Raw genomic sequence first — 25,533 nt, forward strand, 5'->3', positions numbered from 1 at the left:
GTTGTCCACGGTCACGGGTTTGTCCACAGCCCCTCACGCCACCGGAGCACGGCCAGTAATCTCAGCGCCCATGGAGCAGAGGCATCTCGGCCGTACCGGCCTTCGCGTGTCCCGGATCGGACTCGGCACCCTGACCTGGGGCCACACCCAGGAGAGCGACGCCGCCGATCTGTTGAAGGTGTTCTGGGAAGCCGGTGGCAGCCTCGTCGACACGGCCGACGTGTACGGCGACGGGGAGGCCGAATACCTCCTCGGCCGACTCATAGAACGGCTCGTGCCCCGCCGCGACCTGGTCATCGCGACCAAGGCGGGCAGCGTGCCCGACCCCGACCGCCGCTTCGACGGCTCCCGCGGCCACCTCCTGTACGCGCTCGACGCCTCGCTGACCCGCCTGGGCACGGACTACGTGGACCTGTGGCAGCTGCACGCCTTCGACCCCTGCACGCCCCTGGACGAGACGCTCCAGGCCCTGGACATCGCCGTCAGCACGGGCCGGGCGCGCTACGCGGGCATCTCGAACTTCTCCGGCTGGCAGCTCGCCAAGGCGGCGACCTGGCAGCTGGCCGCCCCGGGCACCCGGACCCGCCTGGCCAGCACGCAGATGGAGTACTCCCTGCTCCAGCGCGGCGTCGAGCGCGAGCTGCTGCCCGCAGCGATGGACCTCGGGGTGGGCCTGCTGCCCTCGTCGCCGCTCGGCCGCGGGGTGCTCACCGGGAAGTACCGCACCTCGACCCCGGCCGACTCGCGCGGCGGCTCCGAGCACTTCGCGCCGTTCGTCGCGCCCTATCTGGACGACGCCGCGAGCCGCGTCGTCGACGCGGTCGCCACGGCGGCGGACGGCCTCGCGGTCACGCCGCTCCAGGTCGCCCTCGCCTGGGTGCGCGACCGCCCCGGAGTGACCGCGCCGATCGTCGGCGCGCGCAACGCGCAGCAGCTCACGGCCGCATTGTCAGTGGAGACCCTTAGTCTTCCTGACGAGATCTGCCAGGCGCTCGACGACGTGTCGGCGCCCGTGCACCGCTACCCCGACCAGGACTGGAGCACGCTGTGAGTACGGAGCCGGAAACCGCTGCCGCGGAGGAAGCGGAGCCCGCTGCCCCGGAGGAGACCGGGGCGGAGGCGCCCGGGACCGAGGGCACCACCGCCACGGACGACGCCCCCGACACAGCCCCCGGCACAGCCCTCGCCGAGGACTCCGACGCCGCTCCCGAGGCCACCGCGGACGGCGAAGCCACCGCCGAAGGTGAGGCCGCCACCGGGGGTGAGGCCGCCGCAGAGAGCAAGGAACTGTCGGAGACCGAGGCGGAGATCGCCGCCCAGCGGGAGCTCCAGGAGCGGATCGCCGAGCGGAAGGCCGCCAAGCAGGGGCCGGTGGACGCCGGGGCCAAGCTCAGCGGCAAGGCCGCCGACCTGCTGGCCGCGGTGCGCGCGGTGGAGAGCGGCGAGAAGCCGGTGGTCAGCGCCTTCACCGAGCCCGAGCCCACACCGCGCAGGATCGCGCCGGAGCCCGTGCGCAGGCCCCAGCCCGTCGCGGCGGCCGCCGCGGGACCCGGTGACGAAGCCGTGGAAGCGGTCCGTGCCGTGCTCGCCGACGGCGGGGCGCCCGCCGCCCTCGCCGCGCGCACGGCGGCGGCCCTGGGCGAAGGAGCGGACACGCTGCTGCGCGAGGACCCCTGGCAGTTGCTGCGGGTGGGCGGGGTGCGCACGGAGCAGGCCGACGGGTTCGCGCGGGCGCTGCTCGGCGCGGAGTGCCGGCCCGACGACGAGCGCAGGGGACGCGCGATCACCGCCTGGCTCCTGGAGCAGGCGGCCGTGGCGGGGCACACGGCCCTGGACGCGGCGGCGCTCACCGCGGCGCTCGGCCAGCGCGCCGTGCCCGACCCGGACGCGGCCGTGCAGAGCGCCATCGCGGAGGGCGACATCCTGGTCTTCCAGGACGCCGTCGAGACGCCGGGAGTCCCGGCCCCCGCGGCCCCCGTCCAGGAAGAGGGCGACGGCGAGGGCGAGGAGCCCGAGCAGCCGGTCCGCGTCCTGGTCGGCCTTGAGCAGTACGCCCTCGCGGAGGAGAGCCTCGCCGACGGGCTCGCCCGAGTGATCAACTCCCTGGCCAAGGAGGACGGTTCGGGCCCGCGGGCCGCCGACTGGGAGTCCGCCGCGAGCGGGGCGTCGGGCTCCACCGCCGAGCTGATCCGCGCGGTGGCCGGGCACGGCCTGGTCCTGCACACCGGCGGCGAGGCGGCACGTGCCGAGCCCGCCGCGCTGGTGAAGGCGGCGGCCGGGCTCGGGCTGCGGGCCTGGGCGGCCACCCACGGCTCCACGGGCCGGCGCCGCGTCGCCGGGCTCACGGGCACGGACGGGACGAGCACCGGCGAGGCGGGCGCGGAGCAGACGGGCTCCCAGCAGGCGGGCGCCTTGCAGACCGGCTCGGAGCAGGCGGGCGCCGCCACCGTGGCGGGGCTGCTCTCCGGGGCCGAGGGGCCCGGGCGGGACCGGGACGGCGCGCTCGCCCTGGACCTCCTGGTGGTCCTGGACGCGCCGCAGCTGGACGTGGAGAGCGCCGCGATGCTGGTGGAGTCCCTCCCGGACGGCGCCCGCCTGGTGCTGAGCGGCGATCCGGGGCTGCTGTGGTCGGCGGGCCCGGGCAGGGTCTTCGCGGACCTTCTCGCGGCGCGCTGCTGCCCCCAGATCGTCTCCCGCGTCCCGGACCCGGGGCCCATCGGGGAGCTGGTCTCCGGCATCGGCATCGGCGAGCTGCACCAGGTCGAGGCACCGGGCAAGGAAGTCGTGATCGTCCCCGTGCGCGACGCGGGCGAGGCGGTCCACCGCACGGTGCAGCTCGTGGCGGACTCGGTGCCCCGGGCGATCGGGGTCCCCCCGGAGGCCACCCAGGTGATCACTCCGGGGCACGGCGGCGCCGCGGGCACACGCGCGCTGAACACCGCCCTCAAGGAGCGGCTGAACCCCGGCCCCGGCCGGTTCGGCGGCTTCGACCCCGGTGACCGCGTCGCCCACGTCCCGGCACCGGGCCGGACGACCCTGGGCCGGGTCCTGCGGGCCGACGCGGAGGGGCTGCACCTGGAGTGTGACGGCGCCCCCGTCGTCGTGGCCAAGGAGCAGGTGGAGCAGACGGTGCGGCACGCCTGGGCGCTCACCGCGCACCAGGCCGTCGGGCTGAGCTGGCCGGCCGCCGTCGTGGTGCTGCCCGGCGACGCGACCGCGGCCCTGAGCAGGCCCTGGGTCTACACCGCCTTCAGCCGCGGCGAGCGGCACCTGTCGGTGGTCCAGGGCGCCGAGCAGGCGCTGCCGCGCGCGGTGGCGGAGATCCCCGCCAAGCCCCGTACGACGCGTTTGCAGACCCTCCTGCGCCCCCAGGTCCCCGCCACGGCCTGAGCCGGGGCGAGCGGACCGGGCGGACCGGGACGCGGGCCCCCGTCCCGCCGGGTGCCGGTGGCCGTCAGGACCACCGGCACCCCACGGGCTCAGCGATCCGCGTCCAGGGGCCTTCTGTCGTCGTCGACGTCCACCACGTCCGCTTCGTTGATGTCGTCGATCTCGTCGAGCTCATCGGCGTCTTCGGTGTCGTCGGCGTCGTCGAGTTCCTCGAGGACCGCCACCGCGTCGGGATCGGCGTGGACGTGGACGTCGGCGTCGATGTCCAGGCCGTCGTCGTCCGGCTCGTCGTCGAAGACCGCGCTGACGTCGAACCGGCACACGACCCGGTGCGGGTCCGCCTGGTCGAAGGGGGTGTCGAGCCACTCCCCCGGCTCGGCCGGCTCGTCCGCCGCGGTGACCCAGAGCGTGGAGTCGCCCTCCTCCAGGCCGAACTCCTTGTGCCGGGAGGCGATCTCGTCCGGCTCGAACTCACCGAAGAGGACGCCGAGCGCGGCGTGCACACTGCTGCCTGCCGCGGCGGCCGCCGGGCTCTCGCCCGCCGTCCCCGCGTCGAGGTCCGCGACCCGCTGGGCCTGCGCGAGAAGCCGCTGCGGCTCCGCGACGGCGTAGTCCCTGCGGATCAGCACGCTGAGCGCGTTCGCCTCGTCCGGGCCCTGGTACGGCGGCAGCACGCCGCTGTCCGAACCGGGGATCTCGAAGGGGGTGACCTCGTCGTAGCGGTCGTAGAGAAGCTCGTCGTACTCCTCGGCCGCGGCGGCCAGCTCGTTGAACGCTTCGTAGACGGCCGGGTCGTCCTCACCCGACCTGCGTTCGACCGCGGCAAGGTGACGGTCGAGCGCGGTCTTGACCGCCTCGGCGGCGGCGCGTACCTCGGCAGCGGTGGGCTGCGCAGCATCAGACATAGTGCAGACGCTATCCGTACCGGGCCGGTACTTGCACAATAGATGCGATGCCGGAATACGAATTTGTCGACGTGTATGTGCCGCGCGGGGTCACCCGCAAGGAAGCAACGCGCCTGCTGACGGACCACGCAGAGTACGGACACTGGGAGTTGGACCGCCTGAGCCTGCATTCGGACGGCAGCCGCCGCGTGCGGCTGAAGCGCCGGATCATCCGCCAGCTGCGGGCCACGTGGTGAGATGAGAGGACGAGAAGAGAGGGTGCCCCGACCAGACGGGCACCCTCCCTTCCGCGTACCGGATCAAGCGTTCGCGCGCCGCGTCAAGCGGTGCCGCGCCCGCTGATCAGGCGGCCGACCGCGTCCTGCGGTACAGCACCGTGCCCGCGAGCAGCATGCCCGCGCCCACCGGCAGCACGACGCCGACCGGCAGCTCGCTGCCCGTCTGCGCGAGCGTCTCCGAGCCCTTGGCCTGCGCGACGGTCTGCGTCCCCGGCTGGTTCGGCACCGCCCGGTCGTCCACCGGCTTCTCGCCCGGCGTCCCGGGCTTCCCCGGCGTCTGGGGCTGGCCCGGCTCCTCCGGGGTCTGGGGCGTTCCCGGCTTCTCCGGCGTCTGCGGGCCGCCCGGGGGCTGCTCAGGCTTCGTGGGCGGCTTGCCCGGAGGCACACCGTCCGAGTCGTTGGCGCATTCGTTGCCGGTGGCCGCGTTGCCGAGGCCGCCGATGGTGACGGTGTTGCCGCAGGCGCTCACCGGCACATCGACCGGCAGCTGGACATGGTTGCCCGAGCCGACACCGGGCGAGTCACTGGTGTGCCCGTCCGCCGACGACCCGCCGCCCGAGGGCTTGTGCGAGCCGCTGTCGCCGTGCTGGGAGGTGTTGGCGCAGCTGTTGCCCGTCGCGGGGTTCAGCACCCCGACGACGTTGACGCTGTTGCCGCAGACGTTGACCGGCACGTGCACCGGAATCTGGACGGAGTTGCCGGACAGCACGCCCGGGGAGTTCGAGGCACCCCCTTGGGCGCCCGAGTCGGCTTGCGCGTAGCCACCGCTGATGGCGAGCACGCCCGTCGCGGCCGCCACCGTGATCAGGCCTTTACGAGTGACCTGTCGCATAGGTTTTCCCTGCCTTATGACCTTCAGGAATGCGTACGCGCCTCGGGGCGCGCACACGGAATGCCCGAAGGCCCCGGAGTGCGTGGCTCGCACTCCGGGGCCGACAGACTCAGACCCTCATGGGGTGAGGCACAACAACGTCAGACGTTGGCGCAGGTGTTGCCGAAGGCGGGGTTCAGCAGCCCGATCACGGAGACCGTGTTGCCGCAGACGTTCACCGGCACGTGGATGGGTGCCTGAACGACATTGCCCGAGAGCACACCGGGGGAGTTCACGGCGGCACCCTGAGCACCGGCGTCGGCAGCAGCGATACCCGCACCCGCGAGCACGAGACCACCAGTGGCAGCCGCAGCAGCGACGACCTTCTTGATCATTATTCCTCCTTGTTGGCAATGCGATCCCAGCCGCGGACCGCACCACCTGTAACGAGGGGGAAGTAATGGGGCTACGAGCGTATGGTCCCTTTCACTCTTTTCAGTCAAGTACGCACGCGCTGACGATTATTGGAGTGTCGTTTCAGCACGCTTTTAGCTCGCACGGGGGCGTACGGACCGGCGTTCAGGACGCGTCGATGAACCGGTCGAGCACGCGCACCCCGAACTTCAGGCCGTCCACCGGCACCCGCTCGTCCACGCCGTGGAACATGCCGGCGAAGTCCAGCTCCGGCGGCAGCTTCAGCGGCGCGAACCCGAAACCGCGGATGCCGAGGTCGTCGAAGGACTTGGCGTCGGTGCCCGCCGAGAGCATGTACGGCACGGCGCGGGCGATCGGGTCCTCGGCCTGGAGCGCGGTCTGCATGGCGTCCACGAGCGCGCCGTCGAAGGTGGTCTCCAGGGCCTTGTCCGCGTGCACGTCCGTGCGCTTGACGTGCGGGCCGAGCAGCCGGTCGAGGTCGGCGAGGAACTCCTCCTCGTACCCCGGCAGGAAGCGGCCGTCGACGTGCGCCGTGGCCTGCCCCGGGATGACGTTGACCTTGTAGCCCGCACCCAGCTGGGTCGGGTTGGCGGTGTTCTGAAGCGAGGCGCCGATGAGCTTGGCGATGCCGCCGAGCTTGGCGAGCGTCGCGTCCATGTTCTCGGGATCGAGCTCGGTGCCCAGGGCGTCGCCGAGCTCGTCGAGGAAGTGCCGCAGCGTCTTGGTCACGCGCACCGGGAACTTGTGCCGTCCCAGCCGGCCCACGGCCTCGGACAGCTCGGTGATCGCGTTGTCCTTGTGGATCATCGAGCCGTGGCCCGCGGTCCCGTCCACGGTCAGCTTCATCCAGTGCATGCCCTTCTGGGCCGTCTCGATGAGGTAGAGCCGCAGGTCCTCGTTGACCTGGAAGGAGAAGCCGCCGACCTCGCTGATGGCCTCCGTGACGCCTTCGAAGAGCTCGGGGTGGTTGTCGACGAGGTAGCGCGCGCCGTACGTGCCGCCGGCCTCCTCGTCGGCCATGAAGGACAGCACGATGTCGCGCGGGGGCTTGCGGCCGGTGCGCATGCGGTCCCGGACGACCGCGAGGGTCATCGCGTCCATGTCCTTCATGTCGACGGCGCCGCGGCCCCACACGCAGTCCTCCGCGATCTCCCCGGAGAAGGGGTGGTGCGTCCAGTCCTGCGCGTTCGCCGGTACGACGTCGAGGTGCCCGTGGATGAGCAGCGCGGGCCGGGAGCGGTCCTCGCCCTCGATCCGGGCCACCGTGGAGGCACGGCCCGGGTGCGATTCGAAGATCCGCGGTTCGAGCCCCACCTCGGCGAGCTTCTCGGCGACGTACTCCGCGGCCTTGCGCTCTCCGGGGCCCGAGTGGTCGCCGTAGTTGCTCGTGTCCATGCGGATCAGGTCGCGGCAGATGTCGACGACCTCGTCCTCACCGGTGACGGGCCGTGCCCGGTCCGCCTCGCCCGCCCTGTCGGCCCTGCTCGGCTCGCTCACGATGGTTCCTCCCGCTGTCGCTGCTGGTGGTTCTCCTCATCCTCCCGCGTCCACCCTCGGACACCCAAGGCCGGGCACCCGCCGTCATGCGCCGTTCACGCACCTGACCTGTGTGATCAGAGGCCCTCGAATGTTTGCTATGGTTTTCCACGTCGCCGCGGGAAACCGCGAGAGACCACCGGTCCGGGTGGCGGAATGGCAGACGCGCTAGCTTGAGGTGCTAGTGCCCTTTATCGGGCGTGGGGGTTCAAGTCCCCCCTCGGACACAGAGCAGTACCGCGAAGAGCGGGCCAGGGTTCCTGGCCCGCTCTTCGCGTTGCGCGGCCGGGCCATGGCGCCGTGGTGCGCGAGGTCAGTGGTTGCGGTCCCACAGGTCGCCGTGGCGGCGGTGGGCCGGGGTGAGGCCGTGCGTGAAGTACTTGTCGTAGTACTCGCTCTCCACGTGGTGGGCCTGGAGCCAGACCCCGGGGACGTGGATCGCGTCCGTGTGGGCGGGGAAACGGCGGTGCGTCCGCAGGATGTACGTACAGATGTCGCGGGCGCACTCGATCACCCGCTCCTCGTACTCGCTCGCCTCGGCGAGGTAGCGCTGGCCGTAGTCCTCGCGGTAGATGCGGCTGAACACGTCCTTGTCGCCGTAGACGCCGCCGGGGCCGAACTTCTCCCGGATCACCGCGTCCACGGCGTCCGACATCGACGCGTACACGGGCGGGCACGCGGCGGCGATGAGCGGTTCGCCGCCCGGCGCCTTCAGGCCCACCGGATGGGAGCGCAGGGAGCCGTACCGGGGCAGCGGGACGTGCCAGCGCCACACGTCGGCCGGGCGCCAGCGCGGGGTGACGAAGGTGAAGCCGAGCATGCGGCCGTAGGCGCGGGAGAACTTCGGGTCCCCCAGGGCTATCTGGGGGTTGAGGGAGGCGTGGATCCAGGCGCCGAGGCCCATCGCCTCCGCCACCAGCATCAGGTTCTGGAGCAGCAGGTCCGCCTCGATCTGGGTGCGCAGCGGGCCGAGGGCGCCCAGCGGCAGCTTCAGCTTCTCGTTGAGGAACCCGTTCTTGATCCACTTCTTGACGCCCGCGGGGCGGTAGAAGTTCCGGTCGTCCACCAGCGTGGGACGGGCCCCGTCCGGCTGGGTGAGGAGGTACATCAGGGCGTTGATGTACTGGTGGGAGAGGTCGACCACCGGGAAGAGGACCGTCGTGCCCGGCAGGTTGGACAGGAAGCGGTTCGAGTCCAGGTAGGCCGGGAAGTCCCGCAGGCCCTCGGCCACGTCGAGGCGGTGGTCGAGGATCTTGACCTTGGCCTCCCGGGCGCGGGCGGTCAGGGTGGCGTCGTCGAAGGGCTCCTGAGGGGCGGGCGGCAGCTTCCTCAGGTAGTAGGTGCCGGTGTCGTTGAGGAGGAAGAAGTGCGTGCCCTGTGCGTTGTCGGGGCTGCCCGCGGTGCGTCCCGCCATGGTCAGGTTGGGCTTCGCCATGATCGGCAGGCCGTTCCGCGGGTCCTCGAAGGGGCGGTCGGGCATGGTCAGGCCGGTGCAGCCGGTGACGGCGATCAGGACCGCCTCCTCCAGCTCGGTCAGCGGCTGCGGCTGGGCGGTGGAGACGTGACTCATCGATCCGGCCGGGACGCCGGCGCCGCGGCTCACCCGGTGGGTGCGGCGGCGCCAGAGCGTCTCCAGGAGGGGACGGACGAAGAGGTCGGCGAGCCCGGGGTGGTGGCCGTCCGCCCGGCTGTCGGGTCCGCCGTCACGCGGTGGCATCACTGCCTCCGTCCCGCACCGGCTTGACCTGCCGCCACGGGGCGAACGCGCTCGCGCCGCGCGGCAGCAGGCCCGCGAGGTCCGGTGCGTGCCGCTGGATCACGGACTTCATGCCGTTGCGCTCGACCCAGTCCATGCCGAGCGGCGTGTAGATCTCGGGGCGGTAGTCGACGGTCAGGAAGCGGTCGCTCTGGAGGCGCCGCGTGGCCATCAGGATGAAGATGCGGAAGGCCGTGTCGCTGAAGCCGAAGCCGGTCGGCGGGTTCTCGGCGAACAGGCCGACCACGGTGTCGATGTCGTCGACCGAGCCGTAGACGTCCTTGAGGCGCGCCACGGTCTCGGGGTCCTGGCTCAGTTCCTCGAAGCGGCGGATGCGCGGCTTGTGCAGGCCGGCCCGGAAGTCGTTGTAGCGCGGCACGCCGCGCCTGCGGGTGCGGACGAGGTCGACGACCGACAGGTCGATGATCTCGCCGTCGCGTTCGAAGCGCTGGAGCGCGCGCGGGAAGTTGTTCAGGGTGATCGCGCCGGGGTGGGCGACGCCGAACGAGTACAGGGTGTCGGCGAGGCCGGTCTTGCGGATGGCGGCCTCGGCGGCGGCGCCCTGGATGTCCTGGAAGCCGAGGGTCTCCAGGCGCTGCCCGAAGTGGTGCTCGCGCATCACGTAGTCGTCGGGGATCAGCGGGTGCATCCGGTAGACGGTGACGAAGTCCTCGGTGAGGGAGTACGGCGTCGCGTGGTGGTCCGGCAGCGTCTTGGGGATGCCGGTCAGCGAGTGGGATTCCAGGAGCCACAGGCCGAGCTTGTTCAGCCAGTTGTCGGGCGGCCCCTCCCAGTTGGTGTGCAGGCCGAGGTCGATGGCCTTGGTGGCCAGGATCGCCGGGGTCCACTCCACCGTGTGGATCTTGGCGATGAGGGCGGAGACGACCAGGCGTGCCGTGTCGTAGACGCTGTCCTCGCTCATCGCCGGGTACGCGCTGCGCAGGGCCGCGCAGACCGCGTTGTGTTCGCGGGCGAAGAGCGTGTGCATGGCGCTGAGGCCGAGCCACCAGCTCTCGTTGAAGCCGGTGAGCGGGATGCCGTTCGGGCCGGCGGGCAGGTGGCCGTCCTCCAGGCGCAGATCGGCGCTGCCGCCCGCCTCGCGCAGGAACTTCGCGGTCCGCTCGTCCGCGCCGTACACCTCGGAGCCGTCCCACCAGTGGGACGCGGTGTTGGCGAAGAGGACGGGCGGCTGGTTGCCGGGGAGCCGGATGCCCTCGTTCTCGGCGAAGCGCATCACGTTCTCGGCGGGGCCGCCGGGGGTGTTGTGCCAGGTGCTGCCGGGCGGCAGCGGGACCTCGACGGTCTTGGTGCCGGCCGGGTAACGGCGGTGGTTGACCCAGTCGTGCACCTGGAACTGGATCCAGGCGGCGGCCAGGACGTTGAGCGAGGTCGCGGGTATGAAGGTGTCGCGCGCCAGCAGTTGGCGGCTGACCGTGACCGGGTTCGGGGTGTCGAAGAGGTCGGGCCGGTAGTCCGGCTTGAGGTTGCGCCCGAAGGCCGCGCCGACGGATCCCATGGCGGGCGCGGAGAGGTCGTTGTACGTCCCGTCGTAGGACCGGGCGGTGCGCAGCCGTTCGGCGGCAGGCGCCGGGACCCGGCCGGCCTTCGGGGGCGTCTCGTGGACGTCGGTGTCGATGAGGTTGCGGCGGCGGAGCACCTTGCGCAGGAAGACCAGGTTCAGCAGGCTCGGCTCCAACGGCAGCTTGTACCAGGGCACATAGCGGTTGAGCGCGTCGAAGAACCGGCCGACCGGGATGCCCAGGAGCGTGTTGCGCAGCGGCTCCCCGGTGGTGAAGCGCAGGCCCTGGCGGTGCGCGGCGCTCGCTTCGTACGCGGCCTTGCGGGCGCGGTTGAGGTTGCCGAGCGGGCGGAAGGCGTCGGTGGTGTACCAGGGGTTGAAGGCGAGCTCCTCGACGCGGCCCGCCGCGGCCCGCGCGTCGGCGGTGGTCAGGTCCTGGCGCGGCACGGTGAGGCGTGCGACGGGCTCCGGGGGCGTGATGGCGTCCTTCCACTCCACGGAGGCGTCCTCGACGGGCGTGCGCTGTTCGTCCACGTACCGCTGGACGCACAGGTCGAAGGAGACGTCCGCGGTGACCAGGCGGTGCGCCAGTTCGCGGTGCAGGAAGTTCGGGTCGCGGCGCTCGGGCTTCGGCTCGGGGCCGCTGCCGGGGGCGGGGCGCAGGAGGTAGCGGACGGGACCCGCCTCGCCCCAGAGGATGGCGCCGCGGCTCCAGTACGTCTCCTTGGCGAGGCTGTTGACCTTGTGCCGGGTGGCGGCCTGGATGTTGCGCCGCATCCGGGTCGCGGTGGAGAAGCCGACGGCGAGCGGCAGCTTCACGAGCAGGCCGAAGGCCTTCTGGAGCGGGCTGTTCGCGCCCGCGAGGGCCTTGGCGAAGGCGACGAACTCACGGGCGTCGCGGGCGTGCGACACCGGGAAGTTGGTGGCGAGCAGGTCGTGGCTCTCCTCGTCCGACACCGTCACGCGCACGGCGACGCCGCGCAGATCGGCCACGGCGTCGGGCTGCCGGGTCCCGCTCGCGTTGGACAGCCGCACGGTCGCCCGGTACTCGGCGCCGGGCCGGGCGAAGCCGGTGCGCAGGTCGTCGGGCAGGTCCTCGCGGAAGGTGAGGCGGGCGTTCTCCACGCCGAGCGCGGATTTCGCGTGCTGGGTGCGGGCGAGGGAACCGGCGCCGCTGGTGCGCATGTTCGTCGCCTGGACCTTCATGAGCTCGCGGGCCAGGCGCTCGAAGAGGCGGTGCTCCGCCTCGGGGCTGCCGCCCATGTAGCGCTCGTAGGTCTGCTCGTACTGTCCGGTGTCGGCCATCAGGCGCTTCCTTCGCACGCAGGCATACGGGACGGGGCCCTGTTCGCGACAGGTCCTAGGACGCTACTGGCGGCACCGGACGTCCGCAGCGTGCGTTCCCGCCTATGTGCGGGGCACCGCCCGGGCGTCGAACACGCAGGCGGGCGGCGGTATTTGGGCCTGTCGGGCGCCCTGGGGCGGCCGTGCGGGACGCCCCGGGTGATCGTCCCGGTGTCCCTCTGGGGTCTCTTCCCCCAGCAACCTCAGAAGCGGTGCGCGCGGATGGCCGGTCCGCGACGGGCTAGTCGATGAAAGCGCCGTCCACGTACACCCAGGCCCCGTCGAGCCGCTCGAAGCGGCTCCGCTCGTGCAGGGACTCCGTGCGGCCCCCGTCGGTGTAGCGGGCCCGGAACTCCACCGTGCCGGTGGTGTGGAACGCGGTGCCGTCGGCCGTGTCCAGGATCTCCAGGCCGGCCCAGCGGATCTGCGGGTCGAACTCCACGCGCGGCGGCCGGGTGCGCGGGTGCCAGCTGCGCAGGAGGTAGGCCTCGTCCCGCACGGCGAAGGCGCAGTAGCGGGAGCGCATCAGCTCCTCGGGCACGGTGGCGGTGGCCTCGCCCCGGTGGAGCCTGCCGCAGCACTTCTCGTACGGCTCGGGGTGGCCGCAGGGGCAGGACTGGGTACGGGGGACGCGTCGAGACATGGTGACCATTGTCCCCGACGGCGGGGAGCGCCCCGAAGGGGCGCGGGGAACGGCCCGACAAGCCACGAAGCGCCTGCGGAAGACATCGCACCCAGGGAAGGGAGACGGCCGCTACGGGGCGAGGATGTCCAGCTCGTGCAGCGCGCCCACCGCGATCTCCCGCGTCAGTTCCTCCGCCCGCACCGGGTCCCCCTCACGCACCGCCTCCGCGAGCCTGACGTGCAGGGTGACGGCCGCCGGGTCCGGGTCCTCGAACATGACCTGGTGGTGGGTGCGGCCCGCGAGGACCTCCGCGACGACGTCCCCCAGGCGCGCGAACATCTCGTTGCCCGAGGCGTTCAGGACGATGCGGTGGAAGTTGATGTCGTGGAAGAGGTAACCCTCCAGCTGCTGGCCCCGTGAGGTGGCGACCATGCCGAGGGCGCATTCGGTGAGGGCCGCGCACTGCTCGGGGGTGGCGTGCCGGGCGGCGAGCCCGGCGGCGGCCGGTTCGATCGCCGAGCGCAGGACCGTGAGGGAGCGCAGCTGGCGGGGCCGGTCGGCGCCGGCCAGCCGCCACCGGATGACCTGGGGGTCGTAGACGTTCCACTCCTCGGTGGGACGCACGGTCACACCGACCCGGCGGCGGGACTCGACGAGGTGCATCGACTCCAGGACCCGCACGGCTTCCCGCACCACGGAGCGTGACACCTCGAAGCGCTGGGCCAGCTCGTCCGTGCGCAGCACGCTGCCCGGCGGGTACTCCCCGGCCGTGATGGCGGGCCCGAGGCTCTCCAGTACGCGAGCGTGCAGCCCACGGGCCTGATCGGTCATGTCGTCAGGGTATGTGGGGACCCGCGGGAACAAAAAGTCAGACTTTTGTGTCACAGACTCTTGAATTCATCAGACCTAATGGGTTTCAGTGACGTGAACGAGCCACGGGTCTCCCCCGTCCCGTGGCTCGTGACACCGATGTCGAAGAGGACAGCGAGGCAGGACAGCGATGAGCACCCCCCACGTCGTCGTGGTGATGGGCGTGGCAGGGACCGGCAAGACCACGATCGGCCCCCTGCTCGCGGCACGGCTCGGCGTTCCTTACGCCGAGGGCGACGATTTCCACCCCCCGGCGAACATCGCCAAGATGTCGGCCGGGACCCCGCTGACCGACGACGACCGCTGGCCGTGGCTGGATGCCATCGGTTCCTGGGCCCACGGCAGGGCCGGGCTCGGCGGCGTGGTCAGCAGCTCGGCGCTGAAGCGCAGCTACCGCGACCGCCTGCGGGCCGCGGCTCCCGGCGTCGTCTTCGTCCACCTCACCGGCGACCGCGCCCTCATCGAGGACCGCATGTCCCACCGGCAGGGCCACTTCATGCCGACGGCCCTGCTCGACTCGCAGTTCGCCACGCTCCAGCCGCTCGGCGCGGACGAGGCGGGCGTCGCGGTCGACGTCACCGGCGGCCCCGAAGAGATCTCCGAGCGCGCCTTCCAGGCCTTGGGCGAGCTCGGCCAGTAACACCCCCGTCCCCCGCACCCCCCCCCTCCCCTGACGTACAAGGAAGACACCGTGACCAGTCTCAGCGTTGAGATGCTGGCAGCGGACGCCGTCGAGCCGATCACCTCCGCTGGCCATGCCCAGCTGGGTGTCGCCGTCCTCGCGGGCATCGCCGTCATCGTCCTGCTCATCACGAAGTTCAAGCTGCACGCGTTCCTGGCCCTGACCATCGGTTCGCTCGCTCTGGGCGCCTTCGCGGGCGCCCCGCTCGACAAGGCGATCGCGAGCTTCACCACGGGTCTCGGCTCGACGGTCGCGGGGGTGGGCGTACTGATCGCGCTCGGCGCGATCCTCGGCAAGCTGCTCGCCGACTCCGGCGGCGCCGACCAGATCGTCGACACGATCCTCGCCCGGGCGGGCGGGCGCTCGATGCCGTGGGCGATGGTCCTGATCGCCTCGGTGATCGGCCTTCCGCTCTTCTTCGAGGTCGGCATCGTGCTGCTGATCCCGGTCGTCCTGATGGTCGCCAAGCGCGGCAACTACTCGCTGATGCGGATCGGCATCCCGGCCCTCGCCGGGCTGTCCGTGATGCACGGCCTCATCCCGCCGCACCCCGGTCCGCTGGTCGCGATCGACGCGGTGGACGCGAACCTCGGCCTCACCCTCGCCCTCGGCGTGCTCGTCGCCATCCCGACGGTGATCATCGCCGGCCCCGTCTTCTCGAAGTACGCGGCGAAGTGGGTGGACGTCCCCGCCCCCGAGAAGATGATGCCGCAGCGTCCTTCGGAGGACCTGGAGAAGCGTCCCGGCTTCGGCGTGACGGTCGCGACGGTCCTGCTGCCCGTCGTGATGATGCTGGCCAAGGCCCTGGTCGACATCATCGTCGACAACCCCGACCACACGGTGCAGCGCGTCTTCGACGTCGTCGGATCGCCGCTGATCGCGCTGCTCGCCGCGGTGATCGTGGGCATGTTCACGCTGGGCCGCGCGGCCGGCTTCACGAAGGAGCGCCTGTCGACCACGGTCGAGAAGTCGCTCGCGCCCATCGCGGGTGTCCTGATGATCGTCGGTGCGGGCGGCGGCTTCAAGCAGACCCTCATCGACTCGGGCGTCGGCAAGATGGTCCTGGAGATCTCCAAGGACTGGTCCATCCCGGCGCTGCTGCTCGCGTGGCTGATCGCCGTGGTGATCCGGCTCGCCACGGGTTCGGCGACGGTGGCCACCATCTCGGCGGCGGGCCTCGTGGCTCCGCTCGCCGCGGACATGTCCGACGCGCACACGGCGCTGCTGGTGCTGGCCATCGGAGCGGGATCGCTCTTCTTCTCGCACGTGAACGACGCGGGATTCTGGCTGGTGAAGGAGTACTTCGGGCTGAGCGTCGGCCAGACGGTCAAGACCTGGTCGGTCATGGAGACGATCATCTCCGTGGTCGCCGGTGGCCTCGTGCTGCTCCTGTCCCTAGTGCTCTAGGTTGTCTAGGGGTTCTCTAGTTCAGAGGTTCTCCAGTTCTCTGACTCCCCCCCCGGGTCCCACAGAAGACCGGCCTCAAACGCCGGACGGGCCGAATTCCCCGGCCCGTCCGGCGTGTTGGCGTTTTTCGGCGTGTTCCGGCGTGTTCCGGCGTGCCTATCTCCGCCACAACGGGTGTTCCCTGCGCGCCCACTCCTCGTCCACCGACCCGGTCCGCATCCCGCGCCGCGCCTCCGGGTCCGCCCACGCCATCCCCACGTGCCCGCCGATCACCACGCCCAGGGCCAGGGCCAGCCAGTCGTGGACGAACGTGCTCCCCGTGCGCCAGGCGAGCGGGGCCAGGTGCGTGAACCACATCAGCAGGCCCGTGCCCAGCATCACCAGGACCGCCCCGGCGAGCCAGCCCGCGTAGAGCTTCTGGCCCGCGTTGAACTTGCCCGCCTGCCGCCGCCGTGCGGCGCCCCGCCGCAGCCAGGCCCTGTCGTGCGGGCCGAAGCGGTTCAGGAGGCGCAGGTCACCGCGGAAGGCACGGGACGCGAGACCCGCGAGGAACGGCGCGGGGAGCAGCAGCCCCGACCACTCGTGGACGGTCACCACCAGCGCGCGGCGCCCCACGAGCTCGGCCAGCTGCGGGACGTACAGGCAGGCGGCGGTGGCGATGCAGACCAGCATCAGGAGCGCCGTGATCCGGTGCACCCAGCGCTCGGCCGGGCTGAACCTCCGCACCCGCACGGCCGTCTCAGGCCGTGGGCTCGTCGTCCCTGCCATTCGAATCACCCACCCACGCGTCGACGTCGTACCCGCGCTTCTCCCAGTACCCCGGCTCCACCTCGTCCGTGAGCGTGATCCCGGAGAGCCACTTCGCCGACTTGTAGAAGTACATGGGGGCCACATAGAGGCGGACCGGGCCGCCGTGGGTGTGGCCCAGGTCCTCGTCCTGCATGCGCAGCGCCACCAGGACGTCGGCCCGCCGCGCCTGGCGCAGCGTGAGGCTCTCGCTGTACGTCCCGTCGAAGCACGTGAAGCGGACCGCGCGGGCCGTGGGGCGCACTCCCGCCGCGTCCAGGAGACGGGAGAGGCGTACGCCCTCGAAGGGCGTGTCCGGCACCCGCCAGCCCGTCACGCACTGGACGTCGCGCACCATGCGGGTCTGCGGCAGGGCGCGCAGCCGGGCGAGGGTGTACGAGGTGGGGCGGTCGACCAGGCCGTCGATCTTCAGGCGGTACGCCGACGCGCTCCGGTGCGGGACGGAGGAGGCCACCGAGTAGTAGCGGAAGCCGCCGCCGTTGGGGAGCAGGTCCGTCAGGCCCGTGGGGTCCTTGTCGGACGCGGCGCCCAGGAAGGACTCCAGGCCCCGCTGGAGGGGTGGCGCCGCGGCCACGCCCGCGATGCCGAGGCCGAGCATGCCGAGGACCAGCCGGCGGCCGACCGGCGCGCCCCGGTCCTGGTCCTCTTCTGGTGGATGTCGAGGGGAGGTTGTCACCCTTCGATTCGAGCACCCGCGGCCCCCGGGGTACAGGGGCCGCGGGAATCCGTCAGCGTTCCGTCACACCTGGCCGGACGGCTCCTCGGCCGCCTTCTCCAGCTGGAACGCCTCGTTGCCCAGGCCGATGCGCGCGTGGGCCTCCGGCTTGGTCGAGCGCAGGATCGCGCCGTAGACCACGCCGATCACGGCGGCCAGCAGGATGATGCCGGGCAGCACCCAGCTGAGGGACGAGTCGGGGCCTGCGCCGACCAGGACGTCGAAGTCCTTGACGGTGTAGCCCGCGATGACGAGCAGACCGGCCGCGGCAAGCGCCGACGCGGTGATGCGCCAGGCCTGGGCGCGTGCGGCGCCGCGCCGCACGAAGAAGACGATGACCGCGACGGACGCGGTGGCCATCAGGAGGATGACGCCGAGGGCGCCGATGTTGCCGCCCCAGGTGAACAGGTGCAGGACCGGTGCGGTCGGGTCGCCGAACGCGCCGTCGTCGGTGACCGCGAAGGCCACCACGACCAGCACGGAGATGACCGTCTGGAGCAGCGAGCCGGTGCCGGGGGCGCCGGTCGAGGTGTTGGTCCTGCCGAACGTCGCGGGGAGCAGACCCTCGCGGCCCATGGCGAAGGCGTACCGCGCGACCACGTTGTGGAAGGAGAGGATCGCGGCGAACATGCCGGTCACGAACAGGACGTGGAGGACGTCGGTGAAGGTGCCGCCGAGCCGGGACTCGGTGAGCCCGAAGAGCAGGCCCGCGCTCTGTTCTTGGGCGGCCGGCACGATGCCGGAGGGTCCCGCCGCGACCGTGAGCGCCCAGGAGCTGATCGCGAAGAAGATCGCGACGAAGCCCACGGCGAAGAACATCACGCGGGCGACGACGACCTGCGGGCGGCTGGTCTCCTCGGCGTACACGGGGGCCTGCTCGAAGCCGGTGAAGGCGGCGATGCAGAAGCAGAGCGAGGTGGCGACGCCCGCGCCCGTGAGGGTGTCGGGGTTGAAGGCGTGCAGGGACAGGCCTTCCTTGGCGGGGTCGGCGATGGCCGCGACGTCGAAGATGACGACGAGCGCCACCTCGATGAGCAGCAGCACGCCGAGCACGCGCGCGTTCAGGTCGATCTTCAGCCAGGCCAGTACGCCGACGAGGGCGACGGTGAACAGGGCCGGTATCCACCAGGCGACTTCGACGTCGAAGTAGGTGTGGAGCAGCCCGGAGACCTCGAAGCCGAGGAGGCCGTAGAGGCCCGCCTGGAGCACGCTGTAGGCGACGAGGGCGACCAGCGAGGCCCCCGCGCCCGCGGTACCGCCCAGGCCCCTCGATATGTACGCGTAGAAGGCGCCGGCGTTGTGGACGTGCCGGCTCATCTCGGCGTACCCGAAGCTGAACAGGCCGAGGACCACGCCGAGGACGAGGAAGAGCAGCGGCTGCCCCACGACCCCCATCACGCCGTACGTGGTGGGCATGACGCCCGCGACGACCATGAGCGGACCGGTCGCCGCGAGCACGGAGAGCAGCAGCCCCGCCGTGCCGAGGCGGCCCGCGCGCAGGGCCGTCTCCTGCCCCTTGTAGGTGCTGATCCCGCTGCCGTCGGCGGACTTGCCCGCTGGTCTCGTGCTGCTCGAACTGCCCGTCGCCATGGCGCGGTCGTCCCTTCGAAGTGAGCCGGTTGGTGCGGTGGGTCAGGCGGCGCCGAGCGCCGCGGCGCGCGCGGCGGTGAACGCCTTGTACGGGTCCCGGTCCGGGTACGACCAGGGTGCTCGGGTCGCGTGCCGCCCGATGCGGTGGAAGAGGGCGGCCGCCTCGGCGGCCCGGCCCTCGCAGAACTTGGCGTGCGCGAGGAAGTTGAGGTCGACCCGGCAGCGCGGGTGGGCCCTGCTCTCGGGCATCTCCCATTCGAGCCACCAGTCGAAGGCGGCCTTCATGACCTGGCGGGCCCGGCGGCCCGTCCAGTGCGTGGAGGCGGCGGGGTCGACGGGCTCGCTGCCCGCGGCGGCCAGGACGCGGTAGCGCTCGGCGTGCGCGATGACGGGCAGGACGGCCAACGGCGAGTCCTCGGGGGCCTGTTCGGCCGCCCAGGCGGCGAAGTCGTACACCTCGTGCAGCGGGTCCTGGCCCGCGGCGGGGCGGCGCTCGGCGAGCCTGGCCACCATCAGGTGGTGGGCGTGGTGGTGGCCGGGGTGCCGGTGGCGGACCTCGTCGAAGAGCCGGACGACGTCCTCCTCGCGGCCCAGGGAGCGCTCCAGGGTGAGCAGGGCGAGCCACGGCGTCGGGTCGGCGGGCAGCAGTGCGGCCACTTCGCGGCAGGCGTCCCGCGCTTTCTCGGAGCGGCCCTTGCCGCGCAGCGCGAGATGCACGGAGGCATGGGCGAGCAGCAGGAGGGCGTCGGTGCTCTCGGGCTCGGCGAGCCGCCAGTCACGGGCCCACGCGGTGGTGGTGTGCTCCTGCGCGAGGACGTCGAACCGGTGGCCCCTGCGGTCCCAGTCGTCGCCGGTGGCGGCGAGCAGCGCGCGGACCTCGGTCCAGCGGCCCTGCGCCATCGCGGCGCGGGCGTCCATGAGTTCGCCGTCGTCGAGTGCGGGGTCGAAGGCGTAGGCCGCTCGCTTGCGGGAACGGCCCAAGGGGGGTGGGGGTGGTGACACCGCGGGACTTCCTCCCCGGCGCGGCTCGCGTGCGGATGATCACGCACAGCAAAGCGGTAGGCGGCGCTCCAGTCAAGGGCCGCCTACATCCCTGCCTTCACCAACTCGTTTCAGAATCCTCAGACTTCAACCCCTACCTGCGCCGTTGCCCACGAGGACACGATTCGGCCACATGACGGCGGATGGTCCGCGCCACGGTGAACACACGTGTCAGCCGACCGACTTGGCGGCCGCCCGGCCCGCCGCGCGCCCCGAGAAGAGGCAGCCGCCGAGGAAGGTGCCTTCGAGCGAGCGGTAACCGTGCACTCCCCCGCCGCCGAATCCGGCGGCCTCGCCCGCCGCGTACACACCGGGGAGCGGTTCGCCGCCCTCGGTCAGGACGCGCGAGGACAGGTCGGTCTCCAGGCCGCCGAGGGTCTTGCGGGTGAGGATGTTGAGCCGCACCGCGACGAGCGGGCCCGCCTTGGGGTCGAGGATGCGGTGCGGGGCTGCGGCCCTGATCAGCCGGTCGCCGAGGAACTTGCGGGCGCCGTGGATCGCCGTCACCTGGAGGTCCTTGGTGAAGGGGTTGGCGATCTCGCGGTCGCGCGCGGTGATGGTGCGGCGCAGGGCGCCCTCGTCGATGAGGGGCTCCTTGGTGAGCGCGTTCATGCCGCGCACGAGGGAGGAGAGGTCCTTCTCGACGACGAAGTCGGCGCCGTTGTCCATGAACGCCTTGACGGGGGCGGCGACGTCGGCGCGCGCCCGGTCGATGACGCCGCGCACGGACTTGCCCGTCAGGTCGGGGTTCTGCTCGGAGCCGCTGAGCGTGAACTCCTTGCCGATGATGCGCTGGTTGAGCACGAACCACGTGTACTCGTACCCGGACTTCATGATGTGTTCGAGCGTGCCGAGGGTGTCGAAGCCGGGGAAGAGCGGCACGGGCAGCCGGTCGCCGCGCGCGTCGAGCCAGAGCGAGGAGGGGCCGGGCAGGATGCGGATGCCGTGGTTGTCCCAGATGGGGTTCCAGTTCTGGATGCCCTCGGTGTAGTGCCACATGCGGTCGCGGTTGATGAGGCGCGCGCCGGCCTCCTCGGTGATGCCGAGCATCCGTCCGTCGACGTGCGCGGGCACCCCGGAGACCATCCGCTGCGGCGGAGTGCCCAGGCGCTCGGGCCAGTTGGCCCGGACGAGGTCGTGGTTGCCGCCGATGCCGCCGGAGGTGACGATCACGGCCTGGGCGCGGAACTCGAAGGACCCGGTGACCTCGCGGCTGCTGGGCCGGCCGCGCTCGGCCCCGGAGGGTTCGAGGACCTCGCCGCTGACGGTGTCGACGCCGCCCGCGCTGCGCGAGAGGCCACAGACGCGGTGGCGGAACTTGAGCTGGACGAGGCCGCGGGCCACGCCCTCGCGGACGCGGCGTTCGAAGGGGGCGACGAGGCCGGGGCCGGTGCCCCAGGTGATGTGGAAGCGCGGCACGGAGTTGCCGTGCCCCTGCGCGTCGTATCCGCCGCGCTCGGCCCAGCCCACCACGGGGAAGAAGCGCACGCCCTGGCCGTGCAGCCAGGAGCGCTTCTCGCCGGCCGCGAAGTCGACGTACGCCTCGGCCCACTTGCGCGGCCAGTGGTCCTCGGGGCGGTCGAAGGCGGCCGTGCCCAGCCAGTCCTGGAGGGCCAGGGCGTGCGAGTCCTTGATGCGGAGCCTGCGCTGCTCGGGGGAGTCGACGAAGAAGAGCCCGCCGAAGGACCAGTGCGCCTGGCCGCCCAGGGACTGCTCGGGCTCCTGGTCGACGAGGATGACCCGGCGGCCCGCGTCGACGAGTTCCGCGGTGGCCGCGAGGCCGGAGAGGCCGGCGCCGATCACGATGACGTCTGCGTCGTAGGCCATCCGGGGGTTCCTCCTAAGCAGGGGCTTACTGGTGAGTCAGATCCTGGGCAGCGAAGCGACCGGCGTCAACCATTCGACCGGGGTGACTCGTGGTGGGGGGCGCCCCGGAGGCGGACCGGCGTTTAATAATGTCGGGCATTACAATGGATGCATGCCGAGGACCTCAGGACCCGAGACCCGCGAGAAACTGATCCGCGCGGGCGAGGAAGTGTTCGCCTCGCAGGGCGTGCACGGCGCGCAGCTGCGGGACATCGTCCGGCTCGCCGGGCAGAGCAATCCCTCCGCCGTCCAGTACCACTTCGGCAGCCGGTCCGGCCTCCTGGACGCCGTCATGGCCGAGCGCCAGACCCGTACGGAGAAGGTGCTCAGCGCCGAGCTCGCGCGGGCCCCCGAGGGGCTGCGCGGACTGCTGGGCGCCCTGGTGGCGGCGGAGGCCTCCGAGCTGCGCACCGAGCGGGGGCTGCGCTGCCTGCGCGTCTCCGCCCAGCTCAGCCACGAGAGCGGGGTGCGCTCGCGCACCCCGCACCCCACCCTCGCCGGCACCGTCTACTGGGAGCTGATCGGCCGCGTCGAGGACTGCCTCAGCGCGCTGCCGGAACCCCTCCGGCTCGAACGCCTCGACCTGGCCCTCACCCTCGTCGGCGCCGCCATGGCCGACCGCGCGGGCCAGTACCTGGCGGGCACCACCCCCCTGACCGACGAGGGCCTGTTCCTCGCCGACCTCGTCGAGACCTCCGCGGCCCTGCTGCACGCCCCTCGACCCGTAGTACCCCTCGTACCTCCCGCACCCCCCGTACCTCCCGCACTTGGAGAAACGCCATGACCGAAGCGAACCCGCACGACCTCACCGGCAAGACCGTCGTCATCACCGGAGCCGCCCGCGGCCTGGGCGCCGAGGCCGCCCGCCAGGCGGTCGCCGCCGGCGCCAGCGTCGTCCTCACCGACGTGCTCGACGCGGAGGGCGAGGCCACCGCCGCCGAACTCGGCGCGCGCGCCCGCTTCGCGCACCACGACGTGACGTCCGAGGAGGACTGGCGGCGCGTCGTGGAACTCGCGGTCACCGAGTTCGGCGGGGTCCACGGCCTGGTCAACAACGCCGGCATATCCACGGGCCAGTTCCTGGAGTCGGAGTCGGTCGAGCACTTCCGCAAGGTGCTCGACATCAACCTCACCGGCGTCTTCATCGGCATGAAGAGCGTCGTCCCGGCCATGAAGGAGGCCGGGGGCGGCTCCATCGTCAACATCTCGTCCGCGGCCGGGCTCATGGGCCTGGCGCTGACCGCCGGTTACGGCGCGTCCAAGTGGGGTGTCCGCGGTCTCACCAAGATCGGCGCGGTGGAGCTCGGCACCGCCCGCATCCGCGTCAACTCCGTCCACCCGGGCATGACGTACACCCCGATGACCGCGCAGGTGGGCATCGAGAAGGGCGAGGGCAAGTACCCCAACACCCCGATGGGCCGGGTCGGCGAGCCGCACGAGATCGCGGGCGCCATGGTCTTCCTGCTCTCGGACGCCGCCTCGTACGTGACGGGCGCCGAGCTCGCCGTCGACGGCGGCTGGACGGCCGGACCCACGGTGAAGTACGTCATGGGGCAGTGAACACGGGGCACTGAACCGGACCGCCGGGCCTTGGGATTGGATGGGCGGCATGACGACGAACAGCCGGCCCGTGCCCGACCCGAGCGAAGAGATCCTGGACATCGTCGACGAGAACGACGAGGTCGTCGGCCAGACCCCGCGCGGTGAGGCGTACGCGCGGGGTCTGCGCCACCGCTGTGTGTTCATCCAGGCGCGGGACGCCGAAGGCCGCGTCTTCGTGCACCGGCGCACCCCGGTCAAGCTGGTCTTCCCCTCGATGTACGACATGTTCGTCGGCGGTGTCGTCGGCGCGGGCGAGTCCTACGACGACGCCGCCCTGCGCGAGGCCCAGGAGGAGCTCGGCGTCGAGGAGCTCCCGCGCCCCACGCCGCTGTTCAAGTTCCTCTACGACGACGGCGCGGGGCACACCTGGTGGTCCCACCTCTACGAGGTGCGCTGCGACCTGCCGGTGCACCCCCAGGCCGAGGAGGTCGCCTGGCACGCCTTCCTCACCGACGCGGAGCTGGACCAGCGGCTCGACACGTGGGACTGGGTGCCGGACGGACGCGCGGCGTACGAGCGCCTGCGGGAGTTCCGCGCAGGTTAGAGCCGGTTAGGGTGCGGCGAGTGAGCAACTTCGTACAGAGCCTGCGCCTGTGGTTCGCGCCCCAGCGGATCCGCGACGAGGGCGACACCCCCGACTACCGTTTCTCGCTCGCCAACGAACGCACCTTCCTCGCCTGGCTGCGCACCGCGCTCGCCCTCATCGGCGGCGGTTTCGCGGTGGACCAGTTCCTGCCCGACCTGCGCTGGGGGTGGCGCATCGGCCTGGCCCTCGCCCTGCTGGCCGCCGGTGTGCTCAGCTCGCTGCGCGCGGTCAACCACTGGGTGCGCTGCGAGCGGGCCATGCGGCGCGGCGAGGATCTGCCCGTCTCACGCTTCCCGACCGTCCTGAGCCTGGCCGTCGCGATCGTGGCGCTCGCCATGGTCGTCGTCGTGCTCTTCGGGTGGGAGGGGTGACGGACCGGGGCCGGGACCGGGGCGGATCGGGCGCGGCGGAGCGCGACCCGGGGCTCCAGCCCGAGCGCACCCGGCTGGCGTGGCGGCGTACGACCCTGTCCTGCACCGTCGCGGCGGTCCTGGCGGCGCGGGCCGCCCTCCAGGAGGGGACCACGGCCGTCGGCGTCGTCGCCTGCGCCCTGTGCCTGCTGCTGTGGCTCGGCTTCCTGGCCGTGGCGCACCGCAGGATGACCGAGCTCGCCGCCAGCAGCAGGCCGCTCCGGCTCCCGGCGCGGGCCGCGGCGACGGCGGCCCTGTGCACGATGGCGCTCGCGGTCTGCGCGACGGCCATGGTGTTCTGAGGCTCCGTCCCCGCGGAGCCGCCCGCGGCGCCCCAGAAGGCGCCCCCGGCGGCCGCAGGCGTCCTCAGTGCTCCGCGGGTCCCTCCTCGGTCGTCCAGTCCACGGTGACCGCGATCTTGCCCCGGGTGCGGCCCTCCGCGCTCAGGCGGTACGCGTCGGCCGCCCGCTCCAGCGGGAACGTCTCGGAGACGTGGACCGTGACGACGTCCTGCTCCACGAGCTGTGTCAGGCGCCCCAGGTCCTCCGCGTCCGGACGCACCCAGCAGTAGTGGCCGCCGAGGCCGATCACCGCCCCGTCCGCGATCGACGCGAGCCGGCCGCCGGGCGCGAGGAGCTCGGCCGAGACCTTGAGGGTGTCGCCGCCGACCGTGTCGAAGGCGGCGTCCACGCCCTCCGGGGCCAGGGCCCGTACGCGCTCGGCCAGACCCTCGCCGTAGGTGACCGGTTCCGCGCCGAGCTCGCGCAGGTAGTCGTGGTTGCGCTCGCTCGCGGTGCCGATGACGCGGGCGCCCGCGTGGCGGGCCAGCTGGACGGCGATCGAGCCGACGCCCCCGGCCGCCGCGTGCACGAGGACGACGTCGCCCTCCGCCACCGCGAGCGTCTTGACCATCACCTGATAGGCGGTGAGCCCGGCGAGCGGCAGCCCCGACGCCTCCTCGAAGCTGAGGTTGCGCGGCTTGCGGGCCAGGGTGCGCACCGGGGCGGCGACGTACTCCGCGAAGGTGCCGCGCGAGAGGAAGTCCTCGCGGACGTAGCCGATGACCTCGTCCCCCACCACGTACTCCGGCACGGATGCGCCCGGCTGCACCACGACGCCCGCGACGTCCCAGCCCGGGATCACCGGGAAGACGGGGTCGAGGACGGAGTCGAGGTATCCGGCCATGCACTTCCAGTCGACGGGGTTCACCGACGCGGCGCGGACTTTGACCAGGACGGAGTCGGGGCCGACCTTGGGGTCGCGCACGTCGCCGTACTCGAGGACTTCGGGGCCGCCGTACCGGCGGTAGCTGATCGCCTTCATGGGGTCGGCTCCAGGGGAGTGCCTTCGGTGGTGGA

Annotated in this window: 24 protein-coding genes and 1 tRNA gene; 11 read left to right on the forward strand and 14 right to left on the reverse strand. The window is 72.1% G+C overall.

All coding sequences use genetic code 11. The annotated features are described in order from the left end of the window. The first annotated feature begins 70 nt into the window (after window positions 1–70). Window positions 71–1,051: an aldo/keto reductase gene (locus QBL25_RS10340; protein WP_409056723.1), complete on the forward strand. Its 981-nt coding sequence runs from the start codon at window positions 71–73 to the stop codon at window positions 1,049–1,051. Then, on the forward strand, window positions 1,048–3,390 hold the full coding sequence (locus QBL25_RS10345; protein WP_409056724.1) for a helix-hairpin-helix domain-containing protein: 2,343 nt from the start codon (window positions 1,048–1,050) through the stop codon (window positions 3,388–3,390). The genes QBL25_RS10340 and QBL25_RS10345 overlap by 4 nt, the downstream gene beginning before the upstream one ends. Before the next feature lie 89 nt (window positions 3,391–3,479). On the opposite strand, the gene QBL25_RS10350 is transcribed toward QBL25_RS10345, so the two are convergent. Continuing rightward, window positions 3,480–4,295, reverse strand: a complete 816-nt coding sequence (locus QBL25_RS10350; protein ID WP_409056725.1) for a hypothetical protein — start codon at window positions 4,293–4,295, stop codon at window positions 3,480–3,482. A 47-nt stretch (window positions 4,296–4,342) separates the two neighbouring features. Here QBL25_RS10350 and QBL25_RS10355 point away from each other — a divergent pair, with 47 nt between their 5' ends. Further along, the gene (locus QBL25_RS10355; protein WP_055544534.1) at window positions 4,343–4,531 is read left to right on the forward strand and encodes a DUF5703 family protein; all 189 of its coding nucleotides are present in this window, start codon (window positions 4,343–4,345) and stop codon (window positions 4,529–4,531) included. A gap of 106 nt (window positions 4,532–4,637) precedes the next feature. Here QBL25_RS10355 and QBL25_RS10360 read toward each other — a convergent pair whose 3' ends face one another. The 3 genes from QBL25_RS10360 to QBL25_RS10370 all read right to left on the reverse strand — a co-directional run bounded on the left by QBL25_RS10360 (window position 4,638) and on the right by QBL25_RS10370 (window position 7,235). Beyond that, the gene (locus tag QBL25_RS10360) at window positions 4,638–5,405 is read right to left on the reverse strand and encodes a chaplin family protein (RefSeq protein ID WP_409056726.1); all 768 of its coding nucleotides are present in this window, start codon (window positions 5,403–5,405) and stop codon (window positions 4,638–4,640) included. Between the two features lie 140 nt (window positions 5,406–5,545). Further along, window positions 5,546–5,779: a chaplin ChpH gene (gene chpH / locus QBL25_RS10365; protein ID WP_371530112.1), complete on the reverse strand. Its 234-nt coding sequence runs from the start codon at window positions 5,777–5,779 to the stop codon at window positions 5,546–5,548. A gap of 184 nt (window positions 5,780–5,963) precedes the next feature. Next, a complete protein-coding gene (locus tag QBL25_RS10370) occupies window positions 5,964–7,235 on the reverse strand; it encodes a M20/M25/M40 family metallo-hydrolase (RefSeq protein ID WP_409062602.1) in 1,272 nt (423 codons plus the stop codon). Between the two features lie 262 nt (window positions 7,236–7,497). Here QBL25_RS10370 and QBL25_RS10375 point away from each other — a divergent pair. Then, a tRNA-Leu gene (locus QBL25_RS10375) sits at window positions 7,498–7,582 on the forward strand. A gap of 86 nt (window positions 7,583–7,668) precedes the next feature. Here the strand turns inward: QBL25_RS10375 and QBL25_RS10380 are convergent. The 4 genes from QBL25_RS10380 to QBL25_RS10395 all read right to left on the reverse strand — a co-directional run bounded on the left by QBL25_RS10380 (window position 7,669) and on the right by QBL25_RS10395 (window position 13,430). Continuing rightward, on the reverse strand, window positions 7,669–9,072 hold the full coding sequence (locus QBL25_RS10380) for a hypothetical protein (RefSeq protein ID WP_409056727.1): 1,404 nt from the start codon (window positions 9,070–9,072) through the stop codon (window positions 7,669–7,671). Next, the gene (locus QBL25_RS10385; protein ID WP_409056728.1) at window positions 9,059–11,935 is read right to left on the reverse strand and encodes a peroxidase family protein; all 2,877 of its coding nucleotides are present in this window, start codon (window positions 11,933–11,935) and stop codon (window positions 9,059–9,061) included. The genes QBL25_RS10380 and QBL25_RS10385 overlap by 14 nt, the downstream gene beginning before the upstream one ends. A gap of 280 nt (window positions 11,936–12,215) precedes the next feature. After that, window positions 12,216–12,617, reverse strand: coding sequence for a YchJ family protein (locus QBL25_RS10390; RefSeq protein WP_409056729.1), 402 nt, complete (start codon window positions 12,615–12,617; stop codon window positions 12,216–12,218). A gap of 111 nt (window positions 12,618–12,728) precedes the next feature. After that, complete coding sequence (locus QBL25_RS10395; protein WP_409056730.1) at window positions 12,729–13,430, reverse strand: FadR/GntR family transcriptional regulator; 702 nt, start codon at window positions 13,428–13,430, stop codon at window positions 12,729–12,731. Window positions 13,431–13,599: 169 nt separating this feature from the next. Here QBL25_RS10395 and QBL25_RS10400 point away from each other — a divergent pair, with 169 nt between their 5' ends. Next, window positions 13,600–14,109 carry a gluconokinase gene (locus QBL25_RS10400; RefSeq protein ID WP_409056731.1) on the forward strand — a complete coding sequence of 170 codons (510 nt, stop codon included), beginning with the start codon at window positions 13,600–13,602 and terminating at the stop codon, window positions 14,107–14,109. A gap of 51 nt (window positions 14,110–14,160) precedes the next feature. Then, complete coding sequence (locus QBL25_RS10405; protein WP_409056732.1) at window positions 14,161–15,558, forward strand: gluconate:H+ symporter; 1,398 nt, start codon at window positions 14,161–14,163, stop codon at window positions 15,556–15,558. 156 nt (window positions 15,559–15,714) lie between these two features. Here the strand turns inward: QBL25_RS10405 and QBL25_RS10410 are convergent, their stop codons facing one another. The 5 genes from QBL25_RS10410 to QBL25_RS10430 form a co-directional block, all read right to left on the reverse strand. Continuing rightward, a complete protein-coding gene (locus tag QBL25_RS10410) occupies window positions 15,715–16,326 on the reverse strand; it encodes a cytochrome b/b6 domain-containing protein (RefSeq protein ID WP_409056733.1) in 612 nt (203 codons plus the stop codon). Beyond that, entirely contained in the window at window positions 16,298–16,963 is a 666-nt protein-coding gene (locus QBL25_RS10415; RefSeq protein WP_409062603.1) for a molybdopterin-dependent oxidoreductase, read from the reverse strand. Before QBL25_RS10415 ends, QBL25_RS10410 begins: the two co-directional genes overlap by 29 nt. 141 nt (window positions 16,964–17,104) lie before the next feature. Continuing rightward, window positions 17,105–18,670 carry an APC family permease gene (locus QBL25_RS10420; protein ID WP_409056734.1) on the reverse strand — a complete coding sequence of 522 codons (1,566 nt, stop codon included), beginning with the start codon at window positions 18,668–18,670 and terminating at the stop codon, window positions 17,105–17,107. A 42-nt stretch (window positions 18,671–18,712) separates the two neighbouring features. Next, window positions 18,713–19,672: a hypothetical protein gene (locus QBL25_RS10425; RefSeq protein WP_409056735.1), complete on the reverse strand. Its 960-nt coding sequence runs from the start codon at window positions 19,670–19,672 to the stop codon at window positions 18,713–18,715. Window positions 19,673–19,882: 210 nt separating this feature from the next. Next, complete coding sequence (locus tag QBL25_RS10430; protein ID WP_409056736.1) at window positions 19,883–21,538, reverse strand: FAD-binding dehydrogenase; 1,656 nt, start codon at window positions 21,536–21,538, stop codon at window positions 19,883–19,885. Between the two features lie 151 nt (window positions 21,539–21,689). On the opposite strand from QBL25_RS10430, the gene QBL25_RS10435 reads away from it, so the two are divergent. The 5 genes from QBL25_RS10435 to QBL25_RS10455 are packed head-to-tail and all read left to right on the forward strand — an operon-like array spanning window position 21,690 to window position 24,477. Next, window positions 21,690–22,361 (forward strand): TetR/AcrR family transcriptional regulator, encoded by a 672-nt coding sequence (locus QBL25_RS10435; protein ID WP_409056737.1) that lies wholly within the window; start codon window positions 21,690–21,692, stop codon window positions 22,359–22,361. Then, complete coding sequence (locus tag QBL25_RS10440; protein ID WP_409056738.1) at window positions 22,358–23,137, forward strand: glucose 1-dehydrogenase; 780 nt, start codon at window positions 22,358–22,360, stop codon at window positions 23,135–23,137. Before QBL25_RS10435 ends, QBL25_RS10440 begins: the two co-directional genes overlap by 4 nt. A gap of 49 nt (window positions 23,138–23,186) precedes the next feature. Next, window positions 23,187–23,723 (forward strand): NUDIX hydrolase, encoded by a 537-nt coding sequence (locus QBL25_RS10445; RefSeq protein ID WP_409056739.1) that lies wholly within the window; start codon window positions 23,187–23,189, stop codon window positions 23,721–23,723. Window positions 23,724–23,743: 20 nt separating this feature from the next. Further along, window positions 23,744–24,136 (forward strand): YidH family protein, encoded by a 393-nt coding sequence (locus QBL25_RS10450; RefSeq protein ID WP_409056740.1) that lies wholly within the window; start codon window positions 23,744–23,746, stop codon window positions 24,134–24,136. After that, window positions 24,133–24,477 (forward strand): DUF202 domain-containing protein, encoded by a 345-nt coding sequence (locus tag QBL25_RS10455; protein ID WP_409056741.1) that lies wholly within the window; start codon window positions 24,133–24,135, stop codon window positions 24,475–24,477. Before QBL25_RS10450 ends, QBL25_RS10455 begins: the two co-directional genes overlap by 4 nt. 64 nt (window positions 24,478–24,541) lie before the next feature. On the opposite strand, the gene QBL25_RS10460 is transcribed toward QBL25_RS10455, so the two are convergent. After that, entirely contained in the window at window positions 24,542–25,498 is a 957-nt protein-coding gene (locus tag QBL25_RS10460; RefSeq protein WP_409056742.1) for an NADP-dependent oxidoreductase, read from the reverse strand. Between the last annotated feature and the right edge of the window lie 35 nt (window positions 25,499–25,533).

The sequence above is a fragment of the Streptomyces sp. SYP-A7185 genome (genome assembly GCF_046103685.1).
GTDB lineage: Bacteria > Actinomycetota > Actinomycetes > Streptomycetales > Streptomycetaceae > Streptomyces.